Genomic DNA, 16418 nt, shown 5'->3' on the forward strand with positions numbered 1-16418 from the left:
CATTTCTCTAAAATTAAGCATATAGAATGAAAACGATTAGTGGAGGCTAAAAATTTTATTAATTTTGCATTCTTAAAACCAAGAATATGAGTAAAGCAATCATTAAAACCGAAAAAGGAGATATGACTGTGGCCTTCTACGAAGAAGACGCACCAAATACAGTAGCCAACTTTAAAAAATTAGCAAAAGAGGGATTTTATAATGGTGTAACTTTTCACCGTGTTATTCCTGATTTTGTAGTACAAGGTGGCTGTCCTTTTTCTAAAGACGCTGCAACATCATACAGAGCAGGAAGTGGCGGGCCAGGTTACCAAATAGACTGCGAGTTAACGGGTGGCAACCAATATCATGACCGTGGGGTATTATCTATGGCACATGCAGGAAGAAACACTGGAGGTTCTCAGTTTTTTATTTGCCACAGTCGTAACAATACCGCACATTTAGACCGTAACCATACTTGTTTTGGTAAAGTGATAGAGAATGTAGATGTTGTTGATGATATTAGACAAGGTGATAAAATTTTAAGCATAGAAATAGTAGAAGATTAATAATAGCTTCATTAAGAATATGAATTTAACAGGCTTAGTAGCTGTTTCGGGGAAACCGGGATTATACAAATTAATAGGGCAAAACAAATCGGGTTTTATTTTAGAAAGCTTAGATGCTCAAAAATCTAAATTAGTTGTAAACATGTCTACAGCTAAGTTGGCATCTTTAGAAGATATTACCATTTATGGTGAAGATGAGGATTTAAGATTAAAAGATGTTTTTGAGGCGATGAAAGCTTTTAAAGGAGCTGTTCCAGAAGCTAAAGCTGATGGTAAAGACCTAAGAAAATTCTTTTTTGAAGTAGCCCCTAATCATGATGAAACAAGAGTTTACGCTTCTGATATTAAAAAAATAGTATCATGGTTTCATATTTTAAAAGATCTTCCAATTTTTTCTGAAGAAGAACAAGCCGTTGCAGAAGTGCAAGAGGTTGAAGTTGTAGAAGAAGAAAAACCTAAAGCTACAAAAGCTAAAGAAGCTAAGCCTAAGGCAGAAAAAGCAGCTAAAGCACCTGCCAAAAAAGCTACCAAGAAAGAAGCATAATTGTTAATTTCTGTATTAAAAAGCCTTTAAGATTTTTCTTAGAGGCTTTTTAATTTTAACATTTAATGCTTTCTTATGAAATGTTGGAAAGTATAAAATGAATTTGCAACATATATTTATTCAATAGATATATTTCGAGCCGCTTCTAAAGCGGTTTTAATCATCAATTCTTTAACTTCATGATTAAACCTAAAAGCCGGCATATAAATACTAAAGCCAGCAACTACTTTCCCGTTTTGGTAAATAGGCGTTCCAATACCAATAACTTGGACACTATCTTCAATTAAAACATAACCCTGTTTTTTAATGATAGCTATTTGCTCTAGCAACTGCGCTCTGGAAGAAGCTTCTGGCCAAATAGATTTATCGGGTAAACCGAAACGCTTAATGTATTGCGCTAGTTCTTTATCAGGAAGCATGGCCACTAATAACCGGCCAGTAGAGGCATCATAAGCATTTTTTTCATCTGCGGTGGTAGCTTGTACCAGTTGGTTGGCAATAAGATGTTTTAAAATAATACGTTTGTTTTCTTTCAATACAGCTATCAAGCAATTTTCTTGAAGCGTTTGTTGAGCAAGTAATAATTCTGGCTCGGCTCTGTCTAATAGTTGTTTGTAGCCAAAAGAACCACTAGCAATTTCTGTAAAATTGTCTCCAAGTAAATAACCTTTTTCTTTATCGGCTTTTTTTAGAAAGCCCCGATCTACTAAAGTCTTAATAATGTTGGCGCAAGTTGCGGTATTTAGGTTTAAATCATCAGCAATATGGCCCATTAATTTGGGTTCTTTAGGGTTGTTGGCTACGTATTCTATAATGTCTATGGCTCTGTTAATAACTTGTATCATATATCAAAACTATTCATTTATTCCATAATATAAAATTTTTGTTTTATAAAAATAAGTTTATTTAATTTGAACATCTTTATTATTAAACCAAATTAAATGACAACATCAAAAAAAGGCTCTACTAATTTTGCCTTCATCATGATAACGATTTTGTTTTTCATGTGGGGCTTTGTTCATAATCTAGATCCTATATTAATACCACATTTAAAAAGAGCATTCAGTTTAACCACGCTACAGGCTTCATTGGTAGACTCGGCCGTGTTTATAGCTTATTTTGTTGTGGCTTTACCAGCCGGATTTTTGCTTAAGAAAAAAGGTTATAAAGCCGGAATCATCTTAGGCTTAATGCTGTTTGCCTTAGGTTCTTATTTGTTTATCCCATCGGCAAACCTGCAATCATATACATTTTTTCTGGTAGCGCTTTTTATTATTGCCTGTGGCTTAACCATTTTAGAAACAGCAGCAAATCCTTATGCTTCTTTGTTAGGTCCGCCAGAGAAAGCTACACAGCGTTTAAATTTAGCGCAATCTTTTAATGGCTTAGCGGCTACTTTAGCACCTATTGTTGGGGCAAGAATTATTTTAACAGAAGGTTTACCAGAAGAGAAATTAGCGTTAATGACGCCAGACGCAAGGCAATTGGCACTAGCTGCAGAGGCGGCAACAGTAAAAATGCCCTATTTTATCTTAGGCTCTGTAATTTTAATTCTTGCAGTTATTTTCTTCTTCATGAAGCTGCCAGAAATTAAAGAAGAAGATAAAGCTACTCAAGGTTCATCTTTGGCGGTGTTTAGACATAAGCATTTAAATTGGGCTATAGCAGCGCAATTTTTCTATGTTGGAGCGCAGGTATGTATCTTCAGTTTCTTTATTCTGTATGCTACCCATGCAACTGGGATTTCTGAGATAAAAGCAGCAGAATATGCTGGTTTTGGGGTGGGGATGGCCTTTATGGTAGGTCGTTTTGTAGGAACTTTCTTTATGAAATTTGTTAAACCACCGGTTTTATTAGCTATTTATGCTGTTTTATGTATGACTTTGAGTATTTCAGCCATGTATATTACAGGTTTAGCATCTATCTATATCGTTATAGGTATTGCATTTTTTATGTCTATCATGTTTCCAACTATTTTCTCTTTAGGGATAAAAGAATTAGGTGAAGATACTAAGTTAGGAAGTAGTTTCATCATCATGTCTATTGTAGGAGGAGCTATTTTACCTCTAATTTTTGGTCATGTAAGTGATTTATATGGAAATATCCAGCTGGGTTATATTGTACCTGCATTTTGCTTTTTTGTGATTTTAATCTTTGCTGTTCATGGTCATAAAGTTTCAACCGTAAAAAAATGAAAAGATATTGTTTAGCTCTCGATTTAAAAGACGACCCTAAGTTAATTGCCCAGTATGAGGCATGGCATAAAAAAGTTCCGCCTGCGGTTACTTTTAGCATTATTTCATCTGGTATTAGGGATATGGAAATTTATAGAACCGGAAACAGGTTATTGATGATTATGGAGGTGGATGACAATTTCTCTTTTGAGAAAAAATCAAAAGCAGATGCAAAAAATGCTAAAGTACAAGAATGGGAAACCCTCATGTGGGATTTTCAACAGCCTTTACCTTTTGCAAAAGAGGGAGAAAAATGGGTTTTAATGGATAAGATTTTTGATTTAAAATAATATGAGTAAGGAGTATTTACAGCTTCATTCACATGATAATGTGCTAGTAGCGCTGCAAGATTTAGAGAAAGGTTTAAATGTTGATTTTAATGGTAAAATAATTACGCTTAAAGAGGATATTCCGGCTAAGCATAAATTTTACTTAGATGCAATGCAGCCTGGTGATGAGGTGATGATGTATGGTGTTTTGGTTGGTAAAATTCAAACCCCAGTGAGCGAAGGAGACTTAATGACTGTAAACAACCTTAAACATGCTGCGGAAGATTATGCTTACAGAGAGGTTGATTACCAATGGGAAAAACCAGATGTAAGCAAGTATATTGATAAAACTTTTTTAGGCTATCATCGTGAGGATGGGCGTGTGGGTACCGCAAATTACTGGTTATTTATACCCACTGTTTTTTGTGAAAACAGAAATTTGGATGTTATTAAAGAAGCTTTACACCATAGTTTAGGTTATGCCGTAACCGATAAGTACAAACTTTATGCAAAAGCATTAAGGCAAGCTTTAGAAGAAGGTAAAGATATCCAAAACCTATCTTTAGAATTAAATGCAGTACAACCTACAGAACGTTTATTTAAAAATGTTGATGGGATAAAATTCTTAAATCACCAAGGTGGTTGTGGTGGTACCCGGCAAGATGCGGAGTTACTAAGTAAGCTTTTAGCTTCCTATGCCAACCATCCCAACGTTGCTGGCGTAACTGTTCTAAGTTTAGGCTGCCAACATCTACAAACGCAAAACTTTTTAGATGATTTAAAGCGGTACAATCCAAATTTCAATAAGCCTTTATTAGTTTTTGAGCAACAACAAAGTAAAAGCGAGGAGCAACTTATTAAAGATGCCATACAGCAAACTTTCTCGCAATTGGTAGAAATCAATAAAATTGGAAGAAAGCCAGCACCTCTATCAGCTTTAACTGTAGGTGTTAAATGTGGAGGTAGTGATGGTTTTAGCGGAATTTCTGCTAATCCGGCGGTAGGTTATACTGCTGATTTATTGGTAGCCTTGGGTGCTAAGGTTCTATTGGCAGAGTTTCCAGAACTATGTGGTGCAGAGCAGAATATGATAGACCGCTGTGAAGGGAAAGAGATTGCAGAAAAGTTTATCCATTTGATGCAAACTTATGATGCACAAGCACATGCAGTAGGCTCGGGTTTTCACATGAATCCATCGCCGGGGAATATAAAAGACGGTTTAATTACCGATGCTATTAAAAGTACCGGAGCCGCCAAAAAAGGAGGCACTGCGCCTGTAGTAGATGTTCTAGATTATACAGAGCCAGCAGTTAAACCAGGTTTAAATTTAGTTTGTACACCAGGTAATGATGTTGAGGCTACTACAGGAAAAGCAGCTAGCGGGGCAACCTTAATTTTATTTACTACAGGTTTGGGTACACCAACGGGTAACCCAGTTTGTCCGGTTATTAAAGTTGCTACAAACTCGGGTTTAGCTTTAAGAATGTCTGATATTATTGATATAGATACAGGCGCTATTATCAGAGGAGAGAAAAGCATCGCAGAAATGGGAGAAGAGATTTTAGACTATTGTATCAAAGCTGCTAGTGGCGAAATAATACCAAAGGCAGTACTCTTAAATCAAGATGATTTTATCCCTTGGAAAAGAGGAGTGAGTTTATAAGTTCATATTATTGTAATCATTAAAATAAAGAAAAAGTGTTTTCATTAGAAGGTAAATCAGCCGTTATAACAGGAGCAGGAAGCGGTATTGGGCAAGCTATAGCGCTAACTTTTGCAAGGCAAGGGGCCAAAGTTTATGTTTTGGATGTTAATCAGGAGCAGGCTAATGCAACTGTTTTTAAGATTCAGGAAGATGGTGGGGAAGCATTTGCATTTGTATGCGATGTTACCAATCAGCAAATTGTAAAATCTGTTTTTGAAAAAATAGGCGACATTAATATTCTGGTTAATTGTGCCGGAATTGCCCATGTTGGCAATGTGGTAAACACTAGCGAGGCAGATTTTGATCGCGTTTACCAAGTAAACGTAAAAGGAACTTATAACTGTTTACATGAGGCTTTACCTTATTTCATCAAAACACAGCAAGGTGTAATTTTAAATGTAGCGTCTATAGCGGCTTATGTGGGTTTAAATGATAGATTTGCTTATAGCATGAGTAAAGGAGCTGTTTTTGCTATGACTTTAAGCGTTGCTAAAGACTTTATTCATCAAAATATCAGATGTAATTCTATATCGCCGGCAAGGGTACACACACCTTTTGTTGATGGTTTTATAGCAAAAAATTATCCTGGTAAAGAACAAGAGATGTTCGAGAAATTATCAAAATCACAGCCTATTGGCAGAATGGGTAGTGTTGATGAAATTGCTACATTAGCATTATACTTATGTAGTGATGAAGCTGGTTTTATTACCGGTAATGATTATCCTATAGATGGTGGATTTATAAAATTGAATAATTAAATAAACTAAATCTTCATTAAAGAAGAACTTAATAAATACAATTGAAATGAAATTAATAAGATACGGACAAGCAGGAAAAGAAAAAACAGGTGTTATTATTAATGATAAAAGATATGATACATCTGCATTTGGTGAAGATTATAACGAGGCATTTTTTGAAAACGATGGTCTAAACAGACTAGCAGCCTTTTTAAAAGAAAATGAAGGTAAGCTACAAGAGGTTTCTGCATCAGAAAGATTAGGTTCTCCTGTAGCCAGACCATCAAAAATAGTTTGTATTGGTTTAAACTATGCTAAACACGCTAAAGAAACAAATGCACCTATTCCGGCAGAGCCTATTTTATTTTTTAAATCTACTACGGCTTTAGTTGGTCCAAATGATGATATCATCATCCCTAAAAACTCGGTTAAAACAGATTGGGAAGTAGAATTAGCGTTCGTAATTGGTAAAAAAGCAAGCTATGTTGAAGAAGCAGACGCTATGGATTATATCGCAGGTTATTGTTTACATAATGATGTTAGTGAGCGTGAGTTTCAATTAGAGCGTGGTGGTACTTGGGATAAAGGTAAAGGTTGTGATACTTTTGCCCCTATTGGTCCTTGGTTAGCTACAAAAGATGAAATTGCTGATGTAAACAACTTAAGACTTTGGCTAAAAGTAAACGACAAAATATTCCAAGATGGTAATACTGATGATTTAATTTTTAACCTTCCTAAATTGGTAAGTTATTTAAGTCATTTCATGACCTTATTGCCAGGTGATATCATCTCAACAGGAACGCCACATGGTGTTGGCTTGGGCTTTAATCCGCCAGTATATTTAAAACCAGGAGATGTTGTAGAGTTGGGTATAGATGGCTTAGGAACTTCTAAGCAGCATGTAAAGGCATATCAAGGCTAAGCATTATGGATTTAGGATTAAAGGATAAAGTTATTGTTGTATCTGGAGGAGCCAAAGGTATAGGAGAAGGCGTTTGTAGAGTTTTGGCTCAGGAAGGCGCCATTCCAGTTATTTTAGGCAGAAACCAAGCTGATAATCAATTATTAGCAGATGACATTGCTAAAGCAGGAGGACAAGCATTTTGTGTGCAAGCAGAATTATCAAATCCAGTAGCTTGTGAAGATGCTATTAAAGCAGTTGTAAAAGCTTTTGGTAGGATAGATGGCTTAGTGAATAATGCAGGCTTAAATGATGGTATAGGTTTAGAAAATGGTTCTTACGAGGGCTTTATCAAAAGTTTACACCATAGCTTAGTACACTATTATTTGTTGGCTCATTATGCATTACCTTACTTAAAAGAATCTAAGGGTAGTATAGTAAATATTGGGTCTAAAACAGCAGAAACCGGACAAGGTAATACCTCTGGCTATGCTGCAGCAAATGGCGGAAGAAACGCTTTAACCCGTGAATGGGCAGTAGAATTGCTAAAGTATGGTATTAGAGTAAATGCTGTTATTGTTGCCGAGTGTTGGACTCCACAATACGCTAAATGGATAGAAACTTTAGCTAATGCAAAGGAAAAATTAGCAGAGATTACGGCTAATATCCCATTAGAAAACAGAATGACAACTACGCAAGAAATTGCCAATACGGTAGCGTTCTTAATGTCAGAAAAATCAAGTCATACCACCGGGCAGCTTATTCATGTTGATGGCGGCTACGTACATCTGGATAGGGCTTTGGCTAATGCATAAAAGAACGGGGGCTAAATATGCTTAGCCCCCGTTTTTTTTATTCAATTAAATTAATCTAAAATATTTATTCTAACATCTGCATTTAAGCCTTGTAAAAAGCTATTAAGATAGCTCTCAAAGCCATTTTTAGTTTTAAACTGAGGGTTTGAATATTCCCAACATCCTAAAGCAAAATAAGAAATAGGTTCTTTAGTGTTTTTTAAAGAGAGTTCTGCAAAATAAGAGTTTGAAAGTTTTTCGGTATCGGGTATTTTGCCAGATTTTATATAATGCTGAGCTGGTACAATAATCGCAAGACCTAGTAAATACTCTTTATTGTAGCTTTGTTTATCGTAAGTGTAAAAGGCAATCCATTTTTTGGTTCTTATTTCATCAAAAGTAACATCGGTAGCTACTTTAGGTAAACCAATCATCAAATTTTCATCAGATTTATGTTTTGATGATACATTTACCTGATTTTCATAAGCATAGCTGGCTGCCCATATAGCGGGCTTTTCTACTATTTTAAAACTTTTATTGTTTATACTAGCTTGATGATGTGTAATCTGTAATTGGCTGTAAATAGCACCTTCTGTTAAAATTTTAAATTTAGTTTTTTTGATAGGATAAAGGGTGTCTGTAGCAATACTACCTATTCTTTTAAAGCCATTTTTAGTACTAAAGGCAATGCCTCCAATGCCAACAGAATTACCCACAGGCAGTATATCACGGCCCCATTTTTCCATAACATGGTAATTATCTACCACTTCTTTTTTAGTAGTTAAACCAACATTTTCTGGCGAAATTTCTTGTTGTAATTTTCCAAACAAATCTTTTGCATGTCTACCATCTAAATAATGGCGGTAACCTACTTTGTCGTTCTCCCAGGTAGGGCCATCTGTTTGGTAAGGCTGAAAACCACTTACTTTGGGTAAGTTTTTTGCTCTAAAAACGCTTGATGAAACAGGTTTAACTGGCTCTTTGGCTGTTTTTCTTTCTCCCATTCTGATGCTTGTTTTAATAACATCAATAGGTTTTTGTTTTTGCCAGCTAAGAGAATAAGTCTTGGATGCTTGTGCTTTTAAATCTACCTGAAACAATAATTTATTCCATTTACCATTTTGATTGGCATTAGTTTGAGAAACTATTGTATTTCCATCATTATCGGTTAGAATAGGATAATTTTTTTTTGATTTTAATTTCTTAAGATCCTTTTTTAAGATGGTAATAGGATGATTTGAGAGAGGGTAGTTTTCTTTGTTAACGATTTCTATTTTTTGAGCAAAAATTTCCTGGTTAAATAATAACCAGGAAATAAAACAAAGAAAAATTGAATGCTTACGCATGAGATAGAAAGATTTTATTTTGATTTAAAAGTTCCGGTAGGAGCAATTTTAAATTTTGTAGCCGGTAAAGTTGATTTTAATTTTAAAGAAGTTGCATCAATTACACCGCCATCTAAAATATTAAGTGCTAATTTTCCGCTTTGTTCTGTTGCTTCAGGATTATCTACACTAAAACCAGTACCTAGTTTTAAAAGGCCAGAAACATTTAAAGTAGTAGTAGAATTAGCGTTTGCTGTTAAAGGAACTAAAAATGAGGTTTTAGTACAAGCACTTAAATCTAAAGTACCAGCAATGTTATAAGTGTAGTTACCACCTTGGTTTGGTGTTTTGTTACTACCCAAGTGAAAGGCACCATTAGGATTTACAAATTTAACTACTTTATCTTTATTGATGGTAAAGGTTACATTCTCTTCAGGTAAAGAGTTAGCATAATTGATATAAGCAGATAAAGCTATATTGTTATGCATAAAGTTAATATTTTGGTCTATTTCTACATTTAAAGGATTAGTATTGCCAGGTAAAGGTCTCATTCTTAGAATCTGAGTAGTTCCACTACCAGTAAGCTTAAAATTAGCGCATTGTAAAGGCATTTCTAAAGTAATGGTAAAAGTAGAATCAGAAACAGAACCTAGGATACCATCATTTTTGATAATGCCAGTATTTGCAGCAGCACCTGCTTGTCCGGCAGCACCAACTCTAATAAAAAAAGAATTAGGGAATACTGCATTTGAATTTACTTGAGCACCTTTTTCAATAGTTAAGTTACTGATATTAGTACCTGCATCAAGGGTTACCACATGGCCACTTCTCACCGTAACATTACTAGAAGCTCCGGGTTTAGCTGCAGCAGCAGACCAATTACCACCAGTAAATCTTTCCCAAGTGCTGGCGCTACCCCATAAACCTGATGCAGCAGAGCGATAATCTCCGTTGTTTTGAGCTATAGCCGATAAACATGTAATCCCTATAAAGGAAATTATAGATAATAGTTTTTTCATGATGTTTTGAATTATGGGTTTATAATAAAGTAAAAATAGCTAATGCTTTTTTCTAATACTGTGCCCTCGGTTGCATGTACTTATTTGTTTGATGCAATTTGAGATACCACATACAGCTAATAAAAGGCTTAAGACATCTAATTATGAAACATTAAGACTAACATCTGCAACATCCTGACATGATGAAGAGCGTATCTACATGGATATTTGATTTATCAATTAGATCCTAAATGTATGGGCATTTTTTGAATGTCTAAATACTATTAAACATAATGAAAAGAATAATTTTTACGCTAAGCCTGCTCTTTACTTGCGGTACATTATGGGCGCAAGTAATAGATAAATTTATACTAGATATGGTTCATCATAATCCGGGTGAGCCTTTAACACAGTCTGCTTTCAATCATCCAGAATTTTTAAAAAAGGAAGGTTATAATGGGCAAGTGATTAACGATTTTACTTTTGCACATGCAGCACTAACTTTTGATAAGTTAAATCCTGATATTTTTCCGCAAGGCAGTAAAGAAAGAGCATGGGTGAATGATGCCGCTGTAAAAGTTAAAAATTACATCAAAAATGCTCATCAAGCAGGGATTAAAATTTATTACTTCACAGATATTATCGTTTTACCAAAGAAGTTAATAGCGCTTTATAAAGATGAGATATGCGATAAAAACGGCAAAGTATCTTTTGAAAGAGAAAAAACTATAGAGATACACAAAATAATGCTGGATGAGCTTTTTGATACTTTTCCAGATTTAGATGGTTTGGTAATTAGAACCGGAGAAACTTACCTTAACAATGTACCGTATCACAGCGGAAATGGACCTATCACCAACGGCGAAGCCAGCCATATTAAGCTACTGCAGCTTTTAAGAGAAGAAGTCTGTGAGAAGCGTAATAAGAAAATATTTTATAGAACGTGGTCTTTTGGAGGCATGCATGAAGAGCCTAAGTATTATTTAGGAGTTACGGATGCTATAAAACCACATCCAAACCTTGTTTTTTCTATCAAACACACCAAAGGAGATTACCACCGTACTTTTAGTTTTAACCCAACTTTAGGTATAGGAAATCACCCTCAGATAGTGGAAGTGCAAGCACAAAGAGAGTATGAAGGAAAAGGTGCTTATCCAAATTATGTGGCAGAAGGTGTTATCAATGGTTTTGAAGAATATCAAAATATACAAGGTTTAAAATCTTTAGAGCAGCTAAAGAGAAATAAAAATTTTAAAGGAATATGGACATGGTCTAGAGGTGGTGGTTGGGTTGGTCCTTATATTAAAAATGAGTTTTGGTGTAGGTTAAATGCTTTTGTTTTAGGTAGGTGGGGTTTAAATCCAACACTTTCAGAAGCGCAAGTATTTAATCAGTTTATGGATGAAGAGGGAATAACTGATGCACCATCGAGGACGAATTTTAGAAAACTTAGCTTATTATCAGCGAAAGCGGTATTAAGAGGGCATGCATCCGCCGCTTATCCTTTTGAGCAAGATTGGGTTTGGTGGATGCGAGATGAATTTTTAAGCGGTATCGATAATCCAAATATAGATAGCCATTTATTTCCATCAGAAGGTTATTTGTACAAAGCATTTTCATCATGGTATAACAAAGGGCTGTTAATGCAAGTGATTAAAGAAAAACACGATGCAGTAAAACTTTGGGCCGAGATTTACCAGCTCAGTAAAAATATAAATATGGCCAATAAGGAAGATCAGGCTTATATCCAAACATCATCTTTATATGGGTTTTTGTTACATCAAATTATTGCCAATGGTTGGGAAGTGATGGCTTTAGGCTTTACTGGGGATAAAACCGGTAAATATGATAAAGAGAAGCTAAAAGCTGCTATAAAAAAATATGATGTTGCTTGGCAAAAATATCTGGACTTAAAGAAAACGCATCCAGATTGTGCCACTTTATATAAACCTTACGCTTTTATCTATCAAAAACCCAGTTACCATGCAGATTTAGGCATGAATGCATCGGTAAATAAATACAGATTACTCTTTAAAAAACTATAGCACATGAATGAAAAACCTTTAAAGAATTGGATTATTGTTTCTGTTTCTTATATATTTCTAACGGTATTGTTTATTTATGTTATTTATTTATTTTTATAACAAAACCTAAATAATTCTTTAAAAAATTGCATTTATGATGCTTGCTAGCAAATGTTTTAGTGGGATATCAATAAGGAAAATATGCGTAACCATATTCTTCTTTGGTTTCTTTTTGATAGGTCTATTTAAAACAGCTAGAAGCCAATATCGCGTTACAGAGGCTTCCAATTTAATATCATCTAACCTGCTGTTTGAAAGGTTTTATAGCAGAGATGGTTTGCCTGATGATAGGATAAGAACCATTTTTCAAGATTCTAGAGGCTTTATTTGGTTAGGAACCATGAATGGCTTAGCCCGATTTGACGGTTACAATTTTAAAAAGTATTCAAAATCTAAAGATAGCACCAGCATTTGTGGTAATTGGGCTTACGCTATTTGTGAGGATAACAATAAAGATATTTGGGTAGGAACTAAACAAGGGCTTAGTCGTTACGATATCAGAACCAACGTTTTTGAGAATTTTTTATACAGTAAAACTAAAAATTCGGTTATCTATAACCTTATCAATACTCTTCAATTTGATAATAGTGGGAAACTATGGATAGGTACACCTAAAGGTTTAAGCGTTTATGATGTTACACAAAGGAAGTTTAAAAACTACAAGAGCTATCCTTTTAACCTCAATATCAGAAAAATTATAAAGTCTTTTGATGATTATTTATGGATAGCCACCCAAGACGGTGTAGTACATTACAATACCGCAAACGGAAAATCTAAATTCTTTAAAATAAAAGTTAAACCTAATGCTTATGGCGATAGGTTTTGGAGTTTGTTAGAGGTTGATAAAAACCTCTATATTACCACTGGCAGAGAAGGTTTATTAAAATTGCCATATAACAGGGTAACAAAGTCTTACGGAACATTTGAGTTTAGCAATAACTTTACAGGAGGTAGTTTAGCAAATACAGAAATCTTCTCTATTTGTAAATCAAAAACCGGCGATGTTTGGTTAGGAACATCAGATTTGGGATTAGTGAAAATTCAAAACATCAATAATACTAATCGTAAAATAACTTTTCATCAACATAACTCTTTAAACGACCAAAGTATTAGTAATAACCAAGTTTTTGAGGTTTTTATTGATAAAACAGAAGTGCTTTGGTGTGGTACAGAAAGGGGTTTAAATAAGTTGAGCTTAAACCTTTTACCTTTTCAATATTATACCTTTACCAATAAAAGTTTAAAAGATAATGTAAGAAGCCTGTATACCGAGGATGGTAAATCTATCTGGTTAGGAACCTCTAAAATGGGACTTTTTAATTATAATTTACTTTCTGGTGCAACCAAATATTTTAGATTTTCTAATTCTTTCCAAAACGCTAACCGTTCTTTATTGGTTGATGATAACCAAGTTTGGAATGGTAGTTTAGAAGGTGCTTTACAGCTTAATAAACAAGGCGGTAGTTCTACAAAAGCAATAGATGGGCATGCTGTTTTTGCCATTTTAAAAGATACTAAAGGGAATAAGTGGTTTGGTACTAATAATGGATTGTATAAAATTACTATTTCTGGAAGCATAATTAATTACTTACCTAGTGCAACTGAAAAAGGAAGCATTAGTTCTGAATTTGTTAGGGCTATTTATGAAGATCATAAGGGTAATATTTGGATAGGTTATGAAAATGGTTCTATAGATTATTATAACCCTAAAAAAGATGCTTTTGTAGCTTTACCAGCAGCCCAAAATGGCGAGAAAATAATTGGAAATACCATTTTTAGCATTATTGAGTATCCTAAAAATACCATTTGGGCAGGTTCAGAATCAGGTTTAAACCGCCTAGTTTTTAATAAAGATGGCTCTTATCATATAAAATCATATTCAGAGGATGATGGCTTGCCAGATAAATCTGTAAACGGTATCCTAGCAGATAACAAAGGCAATTTATGGATAAGTACGATTAAAGGATTAATTAAGTTTAATATTCAGAAAGAGCATTTTCAGACTTATTTAAATAACATAAGTTTTAGTTTTAGTAGCTGTTTTAAGTATAGCGATAATTGTTTCTTATTTGGCGGTTCTGATGGTTTTGTAGTATTCAATCCTAACCTTATCTCATCAAATAAAACAGCACCCCAGGTGGTTTTTTCTGATTTTAAGCTCTTTAATAAATCAGTTAATATTAACGAGGAAATTAATGGCGATGTGATTTTAAAAGAATCTATATCAAACACTAAAGAAATTACTTTAGACTATTACAATAACCAATTTACTATAGAGTTTGCGGCCTTGCATTATACAAATCCTCAAAACAATAATTATGCTTATAAACTAGAGGGCTTTAATAACAACTGGACTTTTGTAAATGCAGCAAACAGAAGCGCTACCTATACCAATTTAGATGCTGGTGAATATATTTTTACTGTAAAGGCATCTAACTATTCTGGTGTTTGGAATGGTACACCTCAAACTTTAAAAATTACCATTTTACCACCACCTTGGAAAACCGTTTGGGCCATTATTATCTACATTATTTTACTTAATGTTTTACTGTACATTTTTGTTCGTTATTTATTAATACAGTCTAAGCAAAGACAACAAATACATTTTGAGCAAAAAGAAAAAGAGCAACTTAAAAAGCTAAACGATATGAAAGTGAAGTTTTTTACAGATGTTTCACACGAGTTTAGAACACCACTTTCTTTAATTGTTGGCCCCATAGAAGATATTGTAACTCAAAACAATTTAACAGATGAGTTAAAGCATAAGGCAAATCTTATTTATAGAAATAGCAAAAAATTAATGTATTTGATAGATGAGTTGATGACTTTCCAAAAGCTAGAACAAGGAATGTTGAAACTAAAACTTGTTAATGCAGATATCATTGCTTTTACTCAAGAAATCTATGATAACTTTAGTCATCTTGCACATAAAAGAAATATTGATTTTAGATTTATATCATCAGAAAATGAATGTACACTAGACTTTGATCCCGAGAAAATAGAAATCATTCTTAATAACCTGCTTTTTAATGCATTTAAGTTTTCAAAGCAAAACGGTCATATATCTATCATTATCAAAACCTTAAAAGCTAAGGAAATCCAAAATTTAGAGAAAACAACTTTTACTGATGATTGGCTAAGCATTGTTGTTGAAGATGATGGAAAAGGGATTTCTTCAGAAGAATTTAATCATTTGTTTGAGCGCTTCTTCTCAGAAAATACAGTTAAAGGTACTGGTGTAGGTTTATCATTAACTAAAAGTTTGGTAGAGCTACATCAAGGTATGATAACCGCAAGCAGTCAACCAAATGTGAGCACTCGTTTTGAAGTTTACTTGCCTGTAAGAAATCAAGCATCTACAGAAAACAACCATATTTTGGTTTCTGATTATGATATCAAAGCTTTGGTAGAAGAATCTATCATTCAGGATAGCGCAGATAAAGCAGATAGTATAAAAGAATATACCCTATTAATTGTTGATGATAACCCAGAAGTTTTAGACTATTTGTTTTTAACTTTTCAGGATAGATACGAAGTGGTTAAGGCCGAAAACGGTTCTCAAGCTTTGGCTTTAGCGCAAGAGCTACTGCCAGACATGATTATTAGCGATGTGATGATGCCTGAAATGGATGGCGTTGAGTTTTGTAAGGCTATTAAATCAAATATTAATACTTGCCACATTCCTTTAATCTTACTAACTGCAAAATCTGCGGTAGAAGACCGTATTACAGGTTATGAAACTGGCGCTGATGATTATATCCCTAAACCTTTCCACCCCAATATTTTAAAAACAAGGGTAGATAATCTTATAGAGGCACAACGCAGAATTGTTGAGAAGTTCCAGACAGATGGTGGTGTTGTAGTACCTAAAAATGTTGTTAAAAACCCACTAGACGAGAAGTTTTTGAATAAAGTTATTGAGAGTATCAAGGCGAACATGAGTAATGAGGATTTAAGTGTAGAAGAATTGGGTAGTATGGTAGCCATGAGCAGAAGTAACCTCTTTAGAAAATTGAAAGCTATTACTGGGCAAACGCCTATAGAATTTATTTACTACATCAGACTAAAATATGCGATGGAGCTTTTGCTAGAGCGTAAGCTCAGCATCTCTGAAATTGCATACGAAGTAGGCTTTAAAAATCCATCATCTTTTACAAAATCTTTTAAAAAGCAGTTTGGTAAATCGCCAAGAGAATTCTTAAACAACGTGATAGAAAATAGGCAAAAATCTTAGTTTTAGCTTGTTTCTGCATAATCTCAACCAATATTTGCAACATTT

At 34.2% G+C, this 16418-nt stretch carries 13 protein-coding genes; 10 read left to right on the plus strand and 3 right to left on the minus strand.

Translation table 11 applies throughout. The features are described 5' to 3' along the window. The first annotated feature begins 86 nt into the window (after positions 1-86). Both GJJ64_RS13035 and GJJ64_RS13040 read left to right on the plus strand, forming a co-directional pair. Positions 87-548, plus strand: a complete 462-nt coding sequence (locus GJJ64_RS13035) for a peptidylprolyl isomerase (protein WP_154288211.1) — start codon at positions 87-89, stop codon at positions 546-548. A gap of 19 nt (positions 549-567) precedes the next feature. After that, positions 568-1092 carry a DUF5606 family protein gene (locus GJJ64_RS13040; protein ID WP_154288212.1) on the plus strand — a complete coding sequence of 175 codons (525 nt, stop codon included), beginning with the start codon at positions 568-570 and terminating at the stop codon, positions 1090-1092. Positions 1093-1208: 116 nt separating this feature from the next. On the opposite strand, the gene GJJ64_RS13045 is transcribed toward GJJ64_RS13040, so the two are convergent. Further along, complete coding sequence (locus tag GJJ64_RS13045) at positions 1209-1937, minus strand: IclR family transcriptional regulator (RefSeq protein ID WP_154288213.1); 729 nt, start codon at positions 1935-1937, stop codon at positions 1209-1211. 96 nt (positions 1938-2033) lie between these two features. On the opposite strand from GJJ64_RS13045, the gene fucP reads away from it, so the two are divergent. The 6 genes from fucP to GJJ64_RS13075 are packed head-to-tail and all read left to right on the plus strand — an operon-like array spanning position 2034 to position 7753. Then, complete coding sequence (fucP, locus tag GJJ64_RS13050; protein ID WP_154288214.1) at positions 2034-3287, plus strand: L-fucose:H+ symporter permease; 1254 nt, start codon at positions 2034-2036, stop codon at positions 3285-3287. After that, positions 3284-3616 carry an L-rhamnose mutarotase gene (locus GJJ64_RS13055; protein ID WP_154288215.1) on the plus strand — a complete coding sequence of 111 codons (333 nt, stop codon included), beginning with the start codon at positions 3284-3286 and terminating at the stop codon, positions 3614-3616. Before fucP ends, GJJ64_RS13055 begins: the two co-directional genes overlap by 4 nt. Before the next feature lies 1 nt (position 3617). Next, a complete protein-coding gene (locus tag GJJ64_RS13060; RefSeq protein ID WP_154288216.1) occupies positions 3618-5258 on the plus strand; it encodes a UxaA family hydrolase in 1641 nt (546 codons plus the stop codon). Positions 5259-5293: 35 nt separating this feature from the next. Continuing rightward, entirely contained in the window at positions 5294-6058 is a 765-nt protein-coding gene (locus tag GJJ64_RS13065; protein ID WP_317162936.1) for an SDR family NAD(P)-dependent oxidoreductase, read from the plus strand. 46 nt (positions 6059-6104) lie between these two features. Then, complete coding sequence (locus tag GJJ64_RS13070; RefSeq protein ID WP_154288217.1) at positions 6105-6959, plus strand: fumarylacetoacetate hydrolase family protein; 855 nt, start codon at positions 6105-6107, stop codon at positions 6957-6959. A 5-nt stretch (positions 6960-6964) separates the two neighbouring features. Then, complete coding sequence (locus GJJ64_RS13075) at positions 6965-7753, plus strand: SDR family oxidoreductase (protein ID WP_154288218.1); 789 nt, start codon at positions 6965-6967, stop codon at positions 7751-7753. Positions 7754-7803: 50 nt separating this feature from the next. Here GJJ64_RS13075 and GJJ64_RS13080 read toward each other — a convergent pair whose 3' ends face one another. Together GJJ64_RS13080 and GJJ64_RS13085 are read right to left on the minus strand one after the other, a co-directional pair. Further along, positions 7804-9078 carry a DUF4861 family protein gene (locus GJJ64_RS13080; RefSeq protein ID WP_154288219.1) on the minus strand — a complete coding sequence of 425 codons (1275 nt, stop codon included), beginning with the start codon at positions 9076-9078 and terminating at the stop codon, positions 7804-7806. 14 nt (positions 9079-9092) lie between these two features. After that, the gene (locus GJJ64_RS13085) at positions 9093-10076 is read right to left on the minus strand and encodes a hypothetical protein (RefSeq protein ID WP_154288220.1); all 984 of its coding nucleotides are present in this window, start codon (positions 10074-10076) and stop codon (positions 9093-9095) included. Between the two features lie 272 nt (positions 10077-10348). Here GJJ64_RS13085 and GJJ64_RS13090 point away from each other — a divergent pair, with 272 nt between their 5' ends. Both GJJ64_RS13090 and GJJ64_RS13095 read left to right on the plus strand, forming a co-directional pair. Next, complete coding sequence (locus GJJ64_RS13090; RefSeq protein ID WP_154288221.1) at positions 10349-12100, plus strand: hypothetical protein; 1752 nt, start codon at positions 10349-10351, stop codon at positions 12098-12100. A gap of 133 nt (positions 12101-12233) precedes the next feature. After that, positions 12234-16373, plus strand: a complete 4140-nt coding sequence (locus tag GJJ64_RS13095; protein WP_154288222.1) for a hybrid sensor histidine kinase/response regulator transcription factor — start codon at positions 12234-12236, stop codon at positions 16371-16373. Positions 16374-16418: the final 45 nt, after the last annotated feature.

The organism is Pedobacter puniceum (genome assembly GCF_009674685.1).
GTDB lineage: Bacteria > Bacteroidota > Bacteroidia > Sphingobacteriales > Sphingobacteriaceae > Pseudopedobacter > Pseudopedobacter puniceum.